This window comes from Streptomyces sp. NPDC050806 (assembly GCF_055586425.1).
This window is the reverse complement of the sequence record NZ_JBVJIF010000005.1, coordinates 674,243-691,196: the sequence shown is the minus strand read 5'-3', so window position 1 is coordinate 691,196 and position 16,954 is coordinate 674,243. Positions and strand designations below refer to the sequence as shown.

The 16,954-nt window shown below is 70.4% G+C and carries 18 protein-coding genes; 8 read left to right on the top strand and 10 right to left on the bottom strand.

Features of this window, described 5'->3' with window-relative positions:
* Positions 1-134: 134 nt before the first annotated feature.
* Complete coding sequence (locus ACZ6WH_RS19265) at positions 135-431, bottom strand: hypothetical protein (RefSeq protein WP_469729618.1); 297 nt, start codon at positions 429-431, stop codon at positions 135-137.
* An 82-nt stretch (positions 432-513) separates the two neighbouring features.
* Positions 514-1,362: a replication-relaxation family protein gene (locus ACZ6WH_RS19260; protein WP_469729617.1), complete on the bottom strand. Its 849-nt coding sequence runs from the start codon at positions 1,360-1,362 to the stop codon at positions 514-516.
* A gap of 597 nt (positions 1,363-1,959) precedes the next feature.
* On the opposite strand from ACZ6WH_RS19260, the gene ACZ6WH_RS19255 reads away from it, so the two are divergent.
* Positions 1,960-2,370 (top strand): hypothetical protein, encoded by a 411-nt coding sequence (locus ACZ6WH_RS19255; RefSeq protein WP_469729616.1) that lies wholly within the window; start codon positions 1,960-1,962, stop codon positions 2,368-2,370.
* A 247-nt stretch (positions 2,371-2,617) separates the two neighbouring features.
* Here ACZ6WH_RS19255 and ACZ6WH_RS19250 read toward each other — a convergent pair whose 3' ends face one another.
* From ACZ6WH_RS19250 to ACZ6WH_RS19225, 6 genes are all read right to left on the bottom strand, one after another.
* Positions 2,618-2,878, bottom strand: coding sequence for a hypothetical protein (locus ACZ6WH_RS19250; protein WP_469729615.1), 261 nt, complete (start codon positions 2,876-2,878; stop codon positions 2,618-2,620).
* Between the two features lie 406 nt (positions 2,879-3,284).
* Positions 3,285-3,533: a DUF6087 family protein gene (locus ACZ6WH_RS19245; protein WP_469729614.1), complete on the bottom strand. Its 249-nt coding sequence runs from the start codon at positions 3,531-3,533 to the stop codon at positions 3,285-3,287.
* A gap of 282 nt (positions 3,534-3,815) precedes the next feature.
* Entirely contained in the window at positions 3,816-4,433 is a 618-nt protein-coding gene (gene tpg / locus ACZ6WH_RS19240; protein WP_469729613.1) for a telomere-protecting terminal protein Tpg, read from the bottom strand.
* A 3-nt stretch (positions 4,434-4,436) separates the two neighbouring features.
* Positions 4,437-6,764, bottom strand: coding sequence for a telomere-associated protein Tap (tap, locus tag ACZ6WH_RS19235; RefSeq protein ID WP_469729612.1), 2,328 nt, complete (start codon positions 6,762-6,764; stop codon positions 4,437-4,439).
* A gap of 323 nt (positions 6,765-7,087) precedes the next feature.
* Positions 7,088-7,222, bottom strand: coding sequence for a hypothetical protein (locus ACZ6WH_RS19230; protein ID WP_469729611.1), 135 nt, complete (start codon positions 7,220-7,222; stop codon positions 7,088-7,090).
* A 359-nt stretch (positions 7,223-7,581) separates the two neighbouring features.
* Positions 7,582-8,634 (bottom strand): hypothetical protein, encoded by a 1,053-nt coding sequence (locus ACZ6WH_RS19225; RefSeq protein WP_469729610.1) that lies wholly within the window; start codon positions 8,632-8,634, stop codon positions 7,582-7,584.
* A 768-nt stretch (positions 8,635-9,402) separates the two neighbouring features.
* On the opposite strand from ACZ6WH_RS19225, the gene ACZ6WH_RS19220 reads away from it, so the two are divergent.
* The 5 genes from ACZ6WH_RS19220 to ACZ6WH_RS19200 all read left to right on the top strand — a co-directional run bounded on the left by ACZ6WH_RS19220 (position 9,403) and on the right by ACZ6WH_RS19200 (position 12,293).
* Positions 9,403-9,654, top strand: coding sequence for a DUF7660 family protein (locus tag ACZ6WH_RS19220; protein WP_469729609.1), 252 nt, complete (start codon positions 9,403-9,405; stop codon positions 9,652-9,654).
* A gap of 155 nt (positions 9,655-9,809) precedes the next feature.
* Positions 9,810-10,298, top strand: coding sequence for a hypothetical protein (locus ACZ6WH_RS19215; RefSeq protein WP_469729608.1), 489 nt, complete (start codon positions 9,810-9,812; stop codon positions 10,296-10,298).
* Between the two features lie 85 nt (positions 10,299-10,383).
* On the top strand, positions 10,384-10,602 hold the full coding sequence (locus ACZ6WH_RS19210) for a hypothetical protein (RefSeq protein ID WP_469729607.1): 219 nt from the start codon (positions 10,384-10,386) through the stop codon (positions 10,600-10,602).
* Positions 10,603-10,956: 354 nt separating this feature from the next.
* Positions 10,957-11,820, top strand: coding sequence for a DUF6177 family protein (locus tag ACZ6WH_RS19205; RefSeq protein WP_469729606.1), 864 nt, complete (start codon positions 10,957-10,959; stop codon positions 11,818-11,820).
* Positions 11,754-12,293 (top strand): DUF6177 family protein, encoded by a 540-nt coding sequence (locus ACZ6WH_RS19200; protein WP_469729646.1) that lies wholly within the window; start codon positions 11,754-11,756, stop codon positions 12,291-12,293. Before ACZ6WH_RS19205 ends, ACZ6WH_RS19200 begins: the two co-directional genes overlap by 67 nt.
* A gap of 573 nt (positions 12,294-12,866) precedes the next feature.
* Here the strand turns inward: ACZ6WH_RS19200 and ACZ6WH_RS19195 are convergent.
* Together ACZ6WH_RS19195 and ACZ6WH_RS19190 are read right to left on the bottom strand one after the other, a co-directional pair.
* Positions 12,867-13,013, bottom strand: a complete 147-nt coding sequence (locus ACZ6WH_RS19195) for a hypothetical protein (RefSeq protein WP_469729605.1) — start codon at positions 13,011-13,013, stop codon at positions 12,867-12,869.
* 244 nt (positions 13,014-13,257) lie between these two features.
* Complete coding sequence (locus tag ACZ6WH_RS19190) at positions 13,258-14,244, bottom strand: LysR family transcriptional regulator (protein WP_469729604.1); 987 nt, start codon at positions 14,242-14,244, stop codon at positions 13,258-13,260.
* A gap of 108 nt (positions 14,245-14,352) precedes the next feature.
* Here ACZ6WH_RS19190 and ACZ6WH_RS19185 point away from each other — a divergent pair, with 108 nt between their 5' ends.
* Together ACZ6WH_RS19185 and ACZ6WH_RS19180 are read left to right on the top strand one after the other, a co-directional pair.
* On the top strand, positions 14,353-15,198 hold the full coding sequence (locus ACZ6WH_RS19185; RefSeq protein WP_469729603.1) for an oxidoreductase: 846 nt from the start codon (positions 14,353-14,355) through the stop codon (positions 15,196-15,198).
* 134 nt (positions 15,199-15,332) lie between these two features.
* Positions 15,333-15,575 carry a hypothetical protein gene (locus ACZ6WH_RS19180; protein WP_469729602.1) on the top strand — a complete coding sequence of 81 codons (243 nt, stop codon included), beginning with the start codon at positions 15,333-15,335 and terminating at the stop codon, positions 15,573-15,575.
* Positions 15,576-16,954: the final 1,379 nt, after the last annotated feature.

Genomic DNA, 16,954 nt, shown 5'->3' with positions numbered 1-16,954 from the left:
CACTCAGCCCACGACCCTTCTGCTGAACTCCCGTACGCAGTAGCTGGGTGAAGAATCGCGAGGAAGGCCACCTCACACCCCGCGATCACTCCAAAGAGTGACGATTCGACCGGGTCAAAAGTTAAGGAACAAGCTCAGGGCGTGTCGCCGGAGTAGTAGAAGCGGCAGCTCACTCCAGGGCCCAGTGTGCGCGGTTCGCCGGGGCGCGGGTCGTACAGGGCGCGGCCGCCGGACCACCGCGACAGCTCGGTGGACAGGGCGGCGCCGTCGTCGACTTCCTCCGGCCGCCAGCCGGTGATGTCCAGCAGGAGCCCATCCAGCGGCCCTCCGATCAGCGCCGCGTACGTCTGGTGCGGCAGCGGGCCAGGGCCGGGGTCGTCGTGGTCGTGGCCGTAGACCCGGCCACGCAACAGCTGCTCATCGCCGTTCATCCCCCCAGCCTTGCAGCCACCACCGACAACGCGGGCCGGACGACAGCGGGCCCAGCCTGGGCGGAGGCCGGACCCGCCGTGCTCAGCGTGGCTTCGGCGGCGCGGCCAGGGCCCGGCGGTCCTCGCCGTGGCCGACGACCCACCACACTGCACGACCGGGCCCCCGTCGGGTCAGCAGCGACAGGGTCGTAGTCGCCACGGTGATCCGGTAGTTCACGCTCCAGAGACGGCGGGCGCGGTCGCAGAAGGCGGCCTCCCTCGTTGCCGGGGCCGCGCGCTGCGGGGCGTGGGCGAAGACGAACAGCACCGGCGGGAGGGGGCGCTGCAGGGTCGGGCCGGCGTAGGTCTCCTGCCAGTGGCTGCGCGGGGCACGGGCGGCATTGCCTCGTCCGCTCGGTGGCGCGCCTCGGTAGGCGTCGGAGCGTTCCAGCTTGGCGACCAGGCGGGCGTAGGACATCGTGCGGTCGATCTCCACGAACGCGCTGGAGCCGTTGTTCAGGAGCACCACGCCGTCGGGCACCAGGGAGACGGCCGGCGTGGGGTGGGCGACTTCCACTCGCCAGTCGGCATGGTGGGCCGCCTGCGCCTGGTGGAAGGCGATGACGGTGTCGACCAGGGCGAGGGCGTGCTCACGCAATCCGGTCCTCGCGGCCGCGCACCGCCCGGTGGCCCGGCCGGCCTTCGGCGGCAGTTCGCCGGAGGCGGCGGCTTCGGCCAGGCCCGCCGGGGTGCAGTACCAGTAGCTGTGCTGGGCGCGGTGGGTCCGGGCGACCAGGGCGTCCGCGCGGAGGTTGCGCAGCGCGCGGCGGAGGTAGTCCGTGTCCTGGTGGTCGGGCAGCAGCAGCATCTTGAGCTGGCGGGGTGTGGCCAGGCGCAACTGAGCGAGGGTGAGGAGGACTTCGCCCCGGATCTGCGCTCCGGCCTTCGGCATGGTCCTGGGACGGGGCCGGGGCACTTCTCCAGGCACATCAGTGCTGGGAGAAGAGGAGTTGCAACCGGCCGAGACGGCTGAAAAAAGGGGTCTGATCAGCAACAATCGCCAGACGACGAGTTGCGGCTGCGGGGCTGGGGGTGTGGCTCGCTGCGGGGCTTGCTGCCGCTGTCGTGTCCGCCGACGTCGGCGGGGTGGGGGCGGTGGTCATCGCGTCCTCGGGATTCTCCGGCCGTACGCGGCCGGATCGGTGACAGGTCCGGCCCGCACGCGCGAGGCGTGAGGGCCGGGACCACCGTGCGGAAGCACCCCTTTGTCCGCGGTCTGACAGCCACCGGCGATGGGCGTCCGTTTTCGCCTTGACCGGGCCTGAACCGGGTGGATTTGTCCGTGGCAGGAGACTGCCCGGCACCGGATCAGCAAGCAGGGCGGGTGCTGGCACGAATCCCCTGCGACTGGACATCCGGTTTAAGCGGGGAGCAGTCCTTCATACGAGTGGAGAGCCCCGCCCCCTTCTAGCGCGTCACTCAGAGTTTCTGCGTGAATACTGCTCGTCACATTAGCGGCCCGTTTGGGCTCATCCTGTGGGAGTACACCATGCTTCAGAACAAGGCCCGTCGTTACGCCGTCCTGGGGGCCGCCGGCCTGGTGCTGGCAGCCGGCGGAGCGGGCGTGGCTGCGGCCGTGGCGGACACGGCCAAGGCACCGCACGTCCAAGCAGCTGCGTTTGTCGACAAGGATGGAACGCTGCTCCGGGGCAAGGGCATCGACTCCGTAACCAAGCCCAGCACGGGCCGGTACTGCATCAAGCTGGCCGACTCCGACATCGACGTCACCAAGATCGTCCCCAACGTCTCCACAGCCGGCGGCGGCACCTGGGACGCAGCCGTATTCGTGAGCAGGGGAACGACCAGCACGTGCGGCGACGACCGGAATACCGTGCAGGTGAGCACCGGCAAGACCGCTGGCTCATTGCATGACCAGCCCTTCACCATCACCATCCCCTGATCCGGGACGAACGTAGCCCAGGCAGCGCAGAAGACACCTCCGGGGCTACGCCCCCCACATCGGCGCGACCCCGAAGGGGCTGAACGGGCGCACCTGCCCACGCCCGCGAGGTGCAGCACGGGTCGCCCCACAGATGTCGGGCATGCGACAGATCTCAAGGACAGGTCCTCTACGCGGCACGCGTAGAGGACCTGCAGTGCGCCGGCTGCGGCCGGAACGCGGTGTGGGCGTTCCGGCCATGAGCAGGTCAATGTCCGCTCGGCCGCTCTCCGGTCGGCGCAGGCGCGGTACTCCGGGTGGGCATTTCGCCTGTTGCCTGGCTGTTCGCGGGTGCGAGCAGGACGACCAGTACGGCGACGGTGGCTGCGGCCGCTGTGACGGCTGCAGCCACGTCTCCCGATGGCCGGGGAGTATTCAAGTTGTTCACGGTGCGGCGGTACACGACATAGCCAACGAGACAGCCGATCACGAAGATCAAGCCGTTCACGGGGGCGATCTGCAGGTTCACCTCAGGCCCTTCGGGGTCTGGGGCCCGTTCGCGCTTCGCAAGGAAGGTTCGTCGTCAGCGGGCCCCGAGCGCATTCGGTAAGCCCCGGCTCACGCGCAGTCTTGCTGCCTATGCGTTAAAACGGACATTCAGGGCTTTTTTAAGCCCGCTGGCGAACCAGTCTGCCGCGGCTCCATGGCGCTTCAGCACCTGTGGATACGGCAGGACAACTATAGAGGCCGGCTGCACCGTGAACGCGCATCAGTCGGCAATTCGAGGTGGCTGATTACACGACACAGATGATGTCTAGAACGGACAGGTGCCGCGCGGGGAAGTTGATCCAGTAAACGAGGGACAGTGGTCCGATCGCTGCGCAGCGGGTGTCTTCGCCTTCGGCGTCGCTGCGGTTCTGCTGCGGCAGGCGTGGCTACCAGGGCTCCGGACCGGGTTCGTCGGGGCGCATGAGGTCCTGGGCGGCAGCAAGATTGGCGACGATCGCGACCAGCTTCCAGCTCTGTCCGTCCCACCGCAGGACCGCGCGGGGCGCGTCGGGGGCGAGGTGGGCGGCGCGCGGCGGGCCGGGGGTGAGGGTGACGGCGCGCATGCGGCCGGGTTGGTAGGTGCGCTTCAGCAGGCGCCGGCCGAAGATGTCCCATCCGGATTCGGGTTCACTCATCATCGCCGTCCTGGGCATGGTCGTCGCCGGGGTCCTGGATGGGCATTCCGCCGATGTTGGCGGCCTCTTCTTCGGTGAGTGCGCCGTTGTTCTCGGCATCTTCCCGCCCCATGGGAGCAGTGTCCTGCGGGTTGTGCGGCGTGCCAACCCTGGTCCGCGCCATGGTGGACGTGCCAGGACGTGGTACGTGTAGAAAGCGCCTGTCCCCGGCAGCTCCAATGCCGGGGACAGACGCTTTCTCGGTTCTTGTTCGCCTTTTCTCTTCACGGAAAAGGTCGGTGGTTATTTGAACCGCATGTCGATGTAGTCGATGTCGGTGAGGACGACATCGAGGCTCTGGGCGCGGCGTCCGCCGTCGCGGAAATACACGTCGGCAAGTCCTTCGGCGATGATTTCGCGGAGCTCTTGGTCGCTGTCGCCGCGTTGGGCGGTGAAGATGCGGTTCGCGTAGTGGGCGGGAAGGTCGACGCGGATGATCCTCTCGCGGGCTTCGTCGGTGGTGCCGGCGGGCGCCTCGTAGCCGAAGGTGGCGCGGGTCTCGATGGCAAGTCCCCCGGTGGTCGAGGCGTGCTTGCGGGCCCGCTGACGGACTCGGGGCTGCCAGGACTTGGCGACCTCCCGCTCCAGCGCCTCCCGAAGGGCCGCTCGCGGCTTCTTGCGCTGGCCTGCGAGATAGCGCTCCACTGTGCGCTGGGAGACGCCCAGCCGCCGGGCCACGGCTTTCGTGGAGCCCTTCTCCGCCTTGACCAGCAGCCGCATGCGCGCCTGGGCGGATTTGGGCGGCGCCTTGGTGACGGTCTCGTAGGAGGCACGTTCGACCGCGTCGTCGATGGCGGTATCGATGGCACGGGCCGCGGAGGCGCTGACGTGGATACGGGTGCCTGGCGGGCTGGTGGTCATCGGTCACTCCCCCGTGTCGACGGTGTCGCCCTTGATGTGGCGGGCCGGGTTGTAGCCCTGCTTCATCAGGTCGGTGGCCCAGGTCAGGGTCTGGGTGCCTTCGTGCTTGGCCAGGCCCGGAGTGACGCCCAGCCGGAAGGTGCCCGAGGGCCGGCCGGTTTCCGGGTTGGTGGCCGGCGGCAGCAGGTCGGCGGGGAACGGGCTGGCGGCGGGGTAGGCGGCGCAGTCGGAGAGCACACCGAGCGGGTAGGCGCCGGTGAGCTCGGCGAGCTTGACCATCTTGCGGTGCATGTTGATGCGCGCCTTGGAGATGACCATCGCACGGATGTCCGGGCGCCAGGTGGGGCGCTCCAGGGCCGGCCAGCGCTCCCCCATCTCGTAGTGGAGGCCGCGGGGCCCTTCGCGCAGCTTGCCGATACCGTCCTTGGCGGTCTGCTTGATGGCAGAGAAGCCCATCGCGGTGCGCTGGTGGCGATCGATCAGGTCCAGGAGTTCGTCGTCGTCCGCGGCGGCCAGGCGGTCCAGGACGCCTGGGTCGGCCAGCAGCAGCTGCATCGGCTGCTGGCCGCGGGTGGCGAGGGCTTCGGTCAGCTCCGGCGGGCCGGCCAGGGCCTCCCGCGCGGCGGCCAGGTCCCGCACCGCGGCCAAGTCGTCGGCGTCGGCGTTCTTCAGGAGCTGGTGCAGGGCCATCGGGGCCAGGAACGCGCCTGCGTCCAGGTCCTTGGTGATGCCGACGTCGGCCATGGTCGCCACGTACGCGGCGCTGAGCCGGTCATACCAGGGCTTGAGGTAGGGGCCGGTGCGCGTCCGCAGGTACGCCTCGATCGGCTCCACGGTGTGGCCGAGCTGGACGGCGTACTCCACGGTCGGCGTGGCGTACCAGGCCGGCCCTGTGGGGCGCCGGCCGGTCTTGGTGAAGGGGTTGGGCAGGCGCGGGTCCAGCTCGATGTGGGAGAGGTCGACCAGCCAGCAACCCACCGCCTTCTTCTCGAACCGTGGCCGGAGGTGATGGACGGGCTCGCTCAAGCCGACGGTCAGGGAGGCGGCGGCGGCGAGGAAGGCCGCGTTGATGTCCAGGCCGACCGTCCACGGCAGCGACCGCTCCGCCTGTGAGAGCAGGGCCGGATCACGTACCCAGTCAAAGGCCTCTTCCTCCAGGAAGCCGCCCTCCCAGCCCTGGGCCAGGGGGTGTTCGGGGCGTGCCTCGGGCGGGGCCGGGTCGACCGGCTCGCTCAGGCCCTCGGGGTTGGGGGCGGAGACCCACGCGCCGTTCTCGTCCTTGACCGCGCGGGTTGCGGGGCGCAGACGCGTCATCAGCTCCAGCCCGCACACGCCTGTCGACCCGAGGGGGGTGATGACGCGGTCGGCGTAGGTGCCCAGGACGTCGGCCAGGTCCGGCGGCGGCAGCTGGTCGGCCGCACCCCACGCCCGCGCGGCCAGGGCTCCCCAGGGGAGGATCGCCAGCTGAACGCACTGCCGCTTCTCCCCCTTGGCTGTGATCGGCCGGTAGATCCGCGCCCACGGACCGAACCCCCGTCCCGTCAGCTTCCACCCCGACTTGGTGATCTGCTTGACCACACTGTGGTTCTCTGCAAGGCGCTTGGTGCGCTTGGCCTCGAAGGAATCCAGCGCCGGCGGCAGACCGAAATGGTCGGCGGCCGCCGCCGTCAGGAGGAGAAGCGGATCAGTGTCCCTACCGAACTCGCCGGTGAGCGGCGGGGCGCCCAGACCTGCCTCGGTCAGCGTCCACTCCGCCAGCGCCGGGATGGTCTTCGCCGGGCAGTCCAGCAGTACGCCGCCCACGCCGTAAGCGGTCAGCGCACCGTCCTCCGCAACGTCCACAACCGCCAACGGGCCGCCTGGAAACCGTTCCTCGCTCCTGCGGGGCGCCCGCTTGGTCGCCGACGGACGGCGGGATGCCGAACGCCACGCGGCCGCGGTCTTCTTCGGTGTCTGCGCGGGGGGCGGAGCGGGGGCAGTTTCTGTGACCTCCGGGGCCGGAGAGGTCGCGGCGGAGGGGACCGCGGTGGGCCGGGGGGCGGTGCGTGCCTCCGGCTCGGCAGACTCGGCTTGTGGTGCGGTGGCCGGGTACTTTTCCGCCCAGCCCTCCAACAGCCGCCGGTACGCCTGCAGCCGCGGCGGCCGCGGCTCGGACCGGCCCGCCTCCCAGTTCTTGATCGTCTGCGTCGACGACTTCAGCACCTGCGCCAGACGCGCCTGCGTGACCCCCGCCGCCTCGCGCAGCCGGGCCCGCTCTCCCGGCGGCGGCAACCGCGGCTCCCCGGCCAACAGCGCCTCCACCGCCTCGAACAGCTCTTCCTCGCTGGGCATGCTCCACCTCCAGCGCAGACACTAGCGCAAAATTAGCCATCAAATTAGCTCCCACATTACCCCTCCAGCGTGATGCACGAACGCTCAATCGTTGCCACAAGGCGCAGCGCCTGCCTTGCGGAACAAGGCAGGGGCGGATGTCAACACGGCCGTAGCGCACCGCCGATTCGCCCCAGGCGCGGACGCTCCCTCGAGCCCTCCCCGGCACACGAAGAGCGGAACTGCCGCACGACCAGGCGAAGGGCGCGGCCGACTCTTCAACGCCACGCACTGCCGAATGCGCCCCGGCCAAGGCGCCCATGTGCGACGCGCACCTCTGCGGCTCAGGGATCGACGCGGTAGGCCTTCTCCCCCAGCATCAGCGGAGCGTCGGCCGGGCCTTTGATGCAGGGGCCGCGCCGGATGACGCGGTGTTCCCGGCGGCTGGGGTACCACTGCCGCACCTTGTGCATCCGCACCGGCCACCGGTGGTGATAGCTCCTGACGCTCTTCTCCTCCGCGCTGCTTACCGAGCGCGGAGAGGGGCGCCTGAGGCGGATGACACGGACTTCGGGGGTGCACCGGCCGGTGCCCTCCTCGCCGGGTGCCGCGGCCGCAGCCGGGAGGCCGCTCTGCAGATTCTGGGTGTACTTCTTTGCCGTCTGCTGGCTGCAGCCTTGCATTCGAAGACGCCAGGCCGCGGAAACGCCTTTGAATTGTGTACTTCAGAGGCGCGCCCGGCGCGAGCACGGTTCGCATGAGCCCGCGCGCCTGTCGAGACCCGCGCTTCCCGTGCCAGAGCGCAGCACGCAAGGCGGCCTCGGCAGGGGCCGCGCAGTCATCGCCAGATGCTCAGGACGAGCCAGCTCACCAGGGCGATGGCAAGGACGAGCCCGGCAGCCAGGGTGGTGGCATGGGGCGAGGGCCGGCACAGCAGACGGATACCCTCCGGTGCGGGAAAGGCGTAGTACACCCGGTAACGGTCTCCGTGCAGGGCTGCCCGGACCATCGGCAGCCACCGCACCTCCATGCGCTGGGCGACCTCATCCGTCCGGTGGACACGGAAAGCCTCTGCGGCCTTGCGGTGCCCGGGCTCCAGGTCCTCGGGGAGCGGTTCGTCCGCGCCCAGGTGGGCGGAGTTCCAGTCGCCGGCGGTGCGGGCCACGGAGCGGACGAAGGGCGGCAGGGACTCGGGGCGGCGGAGTTGCTCGGTGGCGGGGGTGCGGGTGATGACGCCTTCGGTCCAGGTGACCGTCCGGCCCTGGCCGCCGCATGCCGCGTGCTCGGTGGTGCCCTGGCCGTGGCAGGCCGGGCATGTGATCTTTGCGGTGCCGGTGCAGCGGGGGCAGGTGGTGCGGCCGCGGCCACGGCAGCCGGTGCAGGCCTTGCCCGCCGCACCGCACCGGACGCAGTCGGCCGAGGCTTCCTGGGGTGCGGCAAGGGCGGCGCGGGGTCGGTCCCACTGCCCGGTGCCGCCGCAGGCCCGGCAGGAGGTCGTATCCCGGCATTCGCCGCACGGCACGTCCGGCTCGCACGTCAGATGGCCGCGGCCGGTGCACCGTGCGCAGCTCACGGTGCCGTTGCCGCAGGCGCATAAGCGTTCCTCCACCGAGTCCTGCCGGACGAGCACGAGCCTGCGGGACTTGCCGGGATCGGCGGACGGAGCGAGACGGTAGTCGCTCAAGACGGTGTAGACGGGGCGGGCGGAGAGGTCGATGTCGCCGTGGTGTTCGCGGCGGGCTTCGGTGCGGGACTCCAGGGACCGGGTGATACAGCACTCCAGCAGTGAGCACCCACTGAAGGTGATCTCTCCCGAAGGCATCGGCCGTCGGCGAGTGATGTACTGCCGCAACGCCTCGGTCACCTGGTGGGCCGTCAATCGGTCCTCCACTGCCGTGTCCTCCCTCTCCGTGCCGGACGCCCGCCGCCCGCACAGACACCGACTCGGGCCCGACGCCTGGTACGGGGGAAGCTAACAAGCCGTACTGACATCCGACCCCGGAATGCTCACCTCCACTCCCCCGCCGGCGTCGCCGCAGCGGAGCTCCCTCACCATGCGGCCAACGCGCTGCGCCCGGGAAAAGCCACGTACGCCCAAGACTCCGCCCCGGCCATACAGTGCCGTGCACTACTGGAACGACCTCGCAAGCGGCTCCGAGGCGGACCCGGCTCGCTTGCCTGCAGCCTCCGAGGGGCATGTGCTCGGCAGCCGCACGCCTCATATAAGTCAGCCCGGTCAACGCGCCGAACCCCTTCTTCTCGGCCTCGCCGCACTCGCCGTCAAAGGCCGCGTCACACGAGGGCGCGCCTGATACGCCGGACTGGTCGATCTCAGGTTGGCGGCCACCGGCGTAGTCCCCGCTCCACTGGAACCCGGCCTGAACCACCTGCACGAGCGCACCTGGAAATCAGGACCGGCGACCAGGCGGATGACCGGAACACCGCGCTGAAACCGTCCAGCACCGCCATCGGCGGCCCGACCGACCACCACCCCACCATCCTCGCCGTGCCCCTCCTCCAGCTCAACAACCACCCCACCCAAGACACCACCATCCACCAGCGCACCAACGAAACCTGCCAGCGGAACTCCGTCCGCCAACCCGGCCCACGCCGAACACAGACAAAACCGCTCACGTCGGCCGGAGCATAGGCTGTTGCTATGAGCCTTGGTCTGGATGATGAGATCCGCAGCCCTGAGGAACTGGCCGCGTTTGTTCGCGGCCTGCACCAGGAGTACTTGAGCCGAGGGCAGGAGTGGGAGAACGGCACTCTGGAGAGTTTTCTTGAGGCTCTTGCTGCGTGGATTGACGGCGCGGGCGGCTTCTACCGCAACTTCGGCCAAGACCTCCCGCCCGAGGGCGACTGGACGTTCTTCGCGCGAAGTCTCCAGGCAGCCACAGTATTCGAGTGACCGGTGGACGTATTCGCGGCCAGCTGGACCGTGCGTTTGGTCGTCGAACAGGACTGGTACTTGAGGTGAGTCCTCAAGTACCGCGTCAACGTCAGCGGTCAGACCGGCACCGGCACCCTGACCTGGACCAGCAACGTCAAGACGGAGAAGTCACCATGGTTCTCTCACGCGACCTCGTCCAAGGCTGGGCCGAGGCGATCCTGGCGCAGCTCCAGGCTCCGGCCGAGCACACCCTGAGCGTCACCGGCCCGGGGTGTGCCACCGATGCCGGCGCCGGGGCACATACGGGTGCTGCGGGCGGCGCGGCGGAGGAGTTCGGTTCCTCGCTGTCCCTCGTCCTGGACGGCGGCCGGAATGGCAGTGACTCCGGCAGCGACATCGCCGGATTGCTGGTCACGCTCGCCTTCGCCGACGGCTCCTCGGTCTCCGTCCACTTCGAAGAGCCGATGCCGGAGGCCGAAGCCCTCACCCTCCTGACCGACCAGCTCCAGGACGCGGTGCTGGAAGAAACCGGCGGCGCCCCGAACCCGCCCTGCCCCGGCCACGGTCACCCCGCGGTGGCCCGAGTGGTGAACGGCGTTGCCAGTTGGGCCTGCCCGTCCGGCACCGCAGCGCGGCCCATCCTCCCCCAGCCTTTGACCTGACCGTTCCGGTCTCCCCGGCCCCGTAGGCCGGAGCGGGCTCCGTAGGCCGGAGCGGGCTCCGTAGGCCGGAGCGGGCTCCGGTGCGATGTCCGGCGAGGGAGCGGACGTCGCCCAGTCGATGCTCGTCACGATCTTCAACCTCGCCGTGGCCGGCGGCGGCGTGGCCGGCGGCTTCCTCCTGGAATCCGCCGGAGTCGCCTCCTTCCCCTGGGTGGTGCTGCTCCTGGCCCTCTGCGCCCTCGTAGTCGTCGGCACCGCCAGGTCACACGGCTTCACCCCCGGCCGACGCGCCTGGACCGGATAACCCTGCTGCGCGACACACAGCCGCCTTCTCATCAGCCCCACGCCCCTCAACGAGACGTCCCGCCCACGCCCTCACCTGCATACACGCCCGAAACACCGTGATCTATGGTGGAGGTGGGACTCCGGAGCAGCACCGCTTCGGAGACGGTTGCCATGCAGGTGATGCGGTCCAGTGACCGAGGAGCGGACACATGAGAGTCGACACGAACAGCATCGGCTTAGTCACCCTTGTTCGGGCAGCCCGTATGCCCTGTGGTGAGCCGCCTGCCGGCTCGGCGCAGTATCTGTTGCGCGCGCAGCGCAGCCTCCTCGCCTGCCGCTTCTCCTCCCCCGGCCGGACGGCCGGGGCCGTGTCATGACCAGGGACGTCATCGCCCTCACTCCGCAGCTGCCCGATGCGCGGACCCTCGCGGCCGCTCTGCTCTCAGGCGGGCCGGACCTGCGGTTGCAGACCCTCGGCGAGGGGGCTGTGGTGCAGCTGACCGACGAGGAAGGGCATCCGCTGGTCTCCCTCGAGACCCCGATGCTGCTGGCCGTGCCCCACGAGGCGCAGCGTCTTCTGGGCGTGCCGGCGGATGAGTTGGGCGAGGCGGTGTGGTGGACCGAGGTCCGGGCGACGGTCGGCACCGAGCAGGCGCAGCGTCTTGCCGCGGTCGCCGCCGGGCGGCTGGTCGCCGTTTCGGGCGGCGTGCTGTGGCCGCCGGACGCCGCGGAGGAGGGCATCGGCGTCGTGGACACCCGCGGCGTTCGGGCCTCTCCCCCACCGCACCCCGAGCAGCCCGCGGTGGATGTCCTGACCGACACCGCCACCGTCCTGTTTCAGGATCGTCCGGTGCTCGCGCTGTCCTCCTGGCTCGGCAATGCTCTGCTCGCCGCTGCGTCGGAGGGGCGCGAGATTCAGATGGTCACCCCGCCGCAGACGCTGCTGACGCTCCCTGCCCGCCTCGCCCTGACCGAAGCCCAGGGGCGCTGGGTGGTACGGGAGGAGACCGGCGGCTACTACGACGCTCTGACCGGAGCGGTGCTGCGCTGGCAGGACGACGCCTTCGCGCCGGTGCCGGCCGACTCCCGTGAGGAGGGCAGGGCTGGTACGGCGGCAGCTTTCGCGCCGGTGCCCAACCCAGAGGAGCAGCAGCTGCTGTCCCTGCGCACCTGCCACAGGGCCGAGGAACGCCTGGTGCTCGGCGGGGGGCGCTGGAGGCCGCCTGGCAGCACCTGACCGGAGCCGCTCCGGCCGCCTGGGGCACCGCCGAGCCAGCCGGTCTGCCCTGGTCCCGGCAGAACCTCACCGCCTTCGCCCGCGAACGCGCCCCCCGGCCCACCCGCCTGGTGGTTGCCGGCGCACCGGAGCGCCCGGCGATGGCGACCGTGCACGTGCTGCGTACCGCGGACGGGGTGGAGGAGGACATCAGCCTCGGCATCGGCTACGGCAGCGGCGAGACGCCACCGTACGACGCCCTGGCCGGCCTCGCCGATGACCTGGCCGCCCATCACCCTCTGCGGTCGGCTCTGTTCCAGGTGCGCACCGGGCGGCGGGATGTGCTGGAAGGACGACGACAAAAAGATCGCCGAGCACGCCGACCCGCTGCACGCGTTGAACGCCGCGGTTGCCGCCTTCCAGGCCGCCGAACGCCGCGCACCCAACACAATCGGCACCCGCTTCTTCGGCTCCACCCACTACCGCGCCGATGACGGCTCCGGCAAGAAGGGCATGTACGGCTACCGGGCCGGCGACCTGGACAAGGCCAAAGACCTGCCCTGGGGCACCCCGGAGGAGGAAACCCACCGCGCCTGGGAGCTGGATTACTGGGGCGCCCAGGCGGCCGAGGGCTTCGCCGTCGACGACCTGGGCGGCGACTCAACGACGCCCCCCAGGACATCACCCGCCGCGGGCAGTCCACGCCCGACGCCCCCTCCGCCCACGAAAAAGCCCCCGAGCGCGAAAAAGTCACCGTCGGCGCCGACCACCAGCCACCCCGCGCCCACGCCCACACCGGCGACGGCCCCTCCGCCCACCACGAGTTCGCCACCGGCGGACACAGTCGCAATCCCGACTCGGGCGGGCACCACAGCCCTCCGTCCGGCGGACACGGCGACGGCACTGGCGGCGGCCACGGCGGCACTGCGGGTGCGGGCGGGCACCACGCCCCCTCGGCCGGCGGTCATGGCGATTCCCCCTCCGGCGGCCACGGTGACGGGCGTCCGGGCGGGCACGAAGGTCCGCCGGGTCATGACAGCGGCCCCGGCGCCCCTGAACACGAAGGATCAGGTGGTGGTCATGGCGGCGGTCCCGACGAAGGGGGCGGGCCCGATAGCCGTGGCCCCGACGACCCCGATGACTGGCAGCGCCAGCCGGAGGACTCCGGCCCGTACCAGCGTGGCGGTGAGACGGAGAAGCAGCTCCTCAGGCACGTGCGGGCAGCAGCCAAACAGGGCGATGTGCCCACCATCATGGACAACTTCGGGACGCGGACGGAAACGTTCATGGCTATCAGCACAAGCGCGTCAGTAATCCGAAAAAGCTCCTCAACAAGGTCTTCAGTAACATGAATCAACTGGAGTTCTCCGGAGCAGACCTTAAGACCTTCGTGGTAGACACCAAGGGGACGTTGGCTGATCATGTGCGTCTTCGTACACAGCAGTGTCTTATGGATGTCTACGGTGACAAGGGCATCCAATTCGTCATTCGCGTTGAGGACGGGGTCCTGAGGATTCCGCCGAAGGGTACGTTGATGCCGGAAGGAACACTGTGATCGCCACCTCTCCCGTTGCCCGCTGGACCTGGGGGCGGTTCGACCAAGCCGGAGACAAGGTCGTCGCATGTCTGAACGACCTCCTGCGCGCCTACGGCGATCACCTGCTCCCGGACGACCAGCGGGGCGTTGCCGGCGGCCAGCAGCGCCACGCCCTGGCCGTTGGCGACCCCCTCGTGGGTCTCCTCGGCGCTGCCCACGACCCCGCCGATGCGCGGCGCGCGACCGTCCCGGGCGTCCAGGGCCAGCCAGTAGTCCCGCAGCGCGCCGGCCTCGGGCGGGAGGGCGAGGAACGGTTCCTCCAGCAGATCGGTGAAGTCCACCGCTCCCTCGCGGTCGGCTGCGGCCCGTACCGCCAGGGGGTGTTCCTGCGGCAGTGCCACCAGGCGTGGCTCCTGAGCCACCACCGCATACCGGTAGCGGTCGCCGTCCGGCAGCGGCAGCCAGACGAAGGCGACATCGCTGGAACCATCCGCCAACCCGGCCGTGGGATCGCCCCAGTTGACCTGCCGCAGGACGGGCCGTGCGGCCGGGTACCGGGAGACCAGTCGGGTACGCAGGGCGGGCAGCAGTCCGCGGCCCGGGCTGGTGGACATGCCGATCACCAGGGTGTGCAGCTCGGCGGCCCTCGCCTCGTCCATCGCCGTCTCGGCAGTCTCCCAGGCCGCCAGCATCCCGCGGGCATGGGGCAGCAGCGCTTGTCCCACCGCAGTCAGCCGCACCGCGCGCCGGTTGCGGTGGAACAGGGGCGCGCCGACCTGCTTCTCCAGCATCCGTATCTGTTTGCTGAGCGCGGGCTGGGAGACGAAGAGACGCTCGGCGGCGCGAGTGAAGTTCAACTCCTCGGCGACCGCGGTGAAGTAGCGCAGATCGCGTCCATGGACGTCCATAACTCATGGCTATCACAACAAGTCTTGGACGTGGCACCGGATTTTGACCAAGGATGGGGGTTGTCGGCGGGGAGGTCCCGAACGGCAGTTGACCGGGGAGACGAAGAAATGACCGAGAACAGCAAGGTCTGGCTGGTCACTGGCGCGAGCAGCGGTTTCGGGCGGGCCATCGCCGAGGCCGCGGTCGCCGCCGGTGACACGGTGATCGGCACGGCCCGACGGGCCGAGGGACTCGCCGACCTGGTCGCCGCGCACCCCGACCGGGTGGAGGCCATCGGCCTGGACGTCACCGACGGCGAGCGGATCGACGCGGTGGCCGCCGACATCCTGGAGCGCTACGGCCGGGTGGACGTACTGGTGAACAACGCCGGGCGTACGCAGGTCGGGGCGTTTGAGGAAACCACCGACCAGGAGCTGCGCGACCTGTTCGAGCTGCACGTCTTCGGCCCGGCGCGGCTGACCCGGGCGCTGCTTCCGCAGATGCGGGAGCGGGGCAGCGGATCCATCGTGAACATCAGCAGCTTCGGCGGACAGCTGTCCTTCGCCGGGTTCTCCGCCTACAGCGCCACCAAGGCGGCGCTGGAGCAGCTGTCGGAGGGGCTGGCCGACGAAGTGGCACCGTTCGGCATCAAGGTGCTGATCGTGGAGCCCGGCGCGTTCCGCACCAACCTGTTCGGCAAGGGCGCCGCCCACCTCTCCCAGGAGCACCCGGCGTACGCGGAGAAGGTCGGCGCCACCCGCAAGGCGGTACTGGGCGGTGACGGAACGCAGCCCGGGGACCCGGAAAAGGCCGCAGCCGCGATCCGGCTGGCCCTGGATGACGAGAACACCCCCTTGCGACTCGCCCTCGGCGGCGACGCCGTGGACGCCCTCACCGGCCACCTGGACTCGATGCGCGCTGAACTCGCCGCCTGGGAGAAGGTCTCTCGCGGGACGGACTTCGACACGCAGTGACCCTCCAACCCTCCGCGGCGGCGCGCGGCCGACCGCCGCAGTCAGCCGACCGGCCGGCCGACTGACTGGCACCTACCGCCGTGCCGGGCGGCGCACTCCCGCCGCCCGGCGTCCGCCCGCTGCACCGCACCAGCGTGCTCCCGCCACCAGCCGACCCCACAGCGATCGCTCCTGCCTCACCTCCCGACCGCACCCCTGCAGGCTCGGCTGCGCACCTTCAAGAAGGTCTCAGGAGCGCCCTGCCGACCTCCCTGCTCGCCGCCTCCCCCGCCTCCGGCGCCCCGGCCCATGCGCCGGCACGGGCCGGGGCGGATCCCCAGGAGGTGCCCGGTGCCGCCCTGCTGGGCTTCTTCCTCATCTCGCTGGACCTGCGTTGATCGTCACCGTCGCGCTGCCCGACATCGGCCGCAGCCTCGGCGGCAGCATGCCCGGCCTGCAGTGGGTGGTGGACGGATACACCCTGCTCTTCGCGGCCCTGACGCTCTTCCGCGGCCCGGATGCTCTCCGCGGGCGCCCGGTGCGACCGCATCGAGGCCCGGCGAGCCTACGGAGCGGCCCCGCGCTCTTCACGCCGGCCGCCCGCCACAGCCTCGCCGCAGCCACGTGCGGATCCGCGCCCGGGCGCGGCGCTGTGGTGACCGCGCGGCCGGTACAGAGGCCGCGGCAGCGGCGGCCGGCTGGTACGGAGGCGCCACAGCGGTGATGATGCCGACGTCGTCGCCGCCGGCCCGACACGCCTTACCCGACCCGGCGCAGCGGGCACGAGCCATCGCCCTCCCACCGTGGCCCGCACGCTCGCGGTGACAGCCGGACCGGCGCCCGGCGGAGCGCTCACCGCCTCCGCGGGATGACGGTGAATCCTCGTCGCCAACCTGCCCGCCGGACTGCTCGCCCCCCCTGCTCGCCCGGGTACCAACCTCCCCGCGCCTCCCCGCGCCCGCCCGCCTCGGCCCGGTCGAGCAGATGACAGCAGTGACCGCGACGAGTGCGCTGACCTACGGCTCAACAAAGGCGGCGCCGCCGAGGCCTCGGCCACCCACTGGTGGCGGTCTCGCTGCTGGTGGCCGCGGCAGCGGCGGCCACTCTCCTGACCGCCCAGGCCACAGGCACACACCTAACACTCCCACCGGCACCGCTCCGCTCACAACTGGCGGCGGCCTCCATGACCGTCGGCCTCATACTCAATGCCGCCCACCACGGCGGAGCCTTCACCTTCAGCCTCTACCAGCAGCAACAACACGGCCAATCCGCAATACACACGGACCCGCTGCTCATTCCCAAGACGACACTGATCGCAGCTGTGAACCTGGCATCGGCCAAGCCGGCCGGACTGTACGGCCCACGAGCACCGATGCCTGCACAACAACTACCGGATACGGCGAGGCTGTTGGCGCTGTACACAGTCGGCACGCACACCCACGCAGGGATGGCAGCAGCACCCAGATGCCGGCCGACCTCGAGGGGACACTGACGGTGCCGACACTGACCACGATACTGCTCGACACGGTGCCGACAGACCGGACGGGGACCGCCACCACCGCGCCCAGCACCGGCCGCCAGGACGACGCAGCAATCGCGGTGGCAGTCTTCGGAACACTCCTCACGGGAACGCATACCTTTCCGGCCGGGATAGGGTGCAGCACGCCGCTCGCAGCAGCCGGACTCACACTCACGACGGGTACAACGCCGACGCCACCCCACAAGGAACACCGAGCCGCCGCAACGTGAAACCCGCCGCAGGCGAGACGACCTCGTC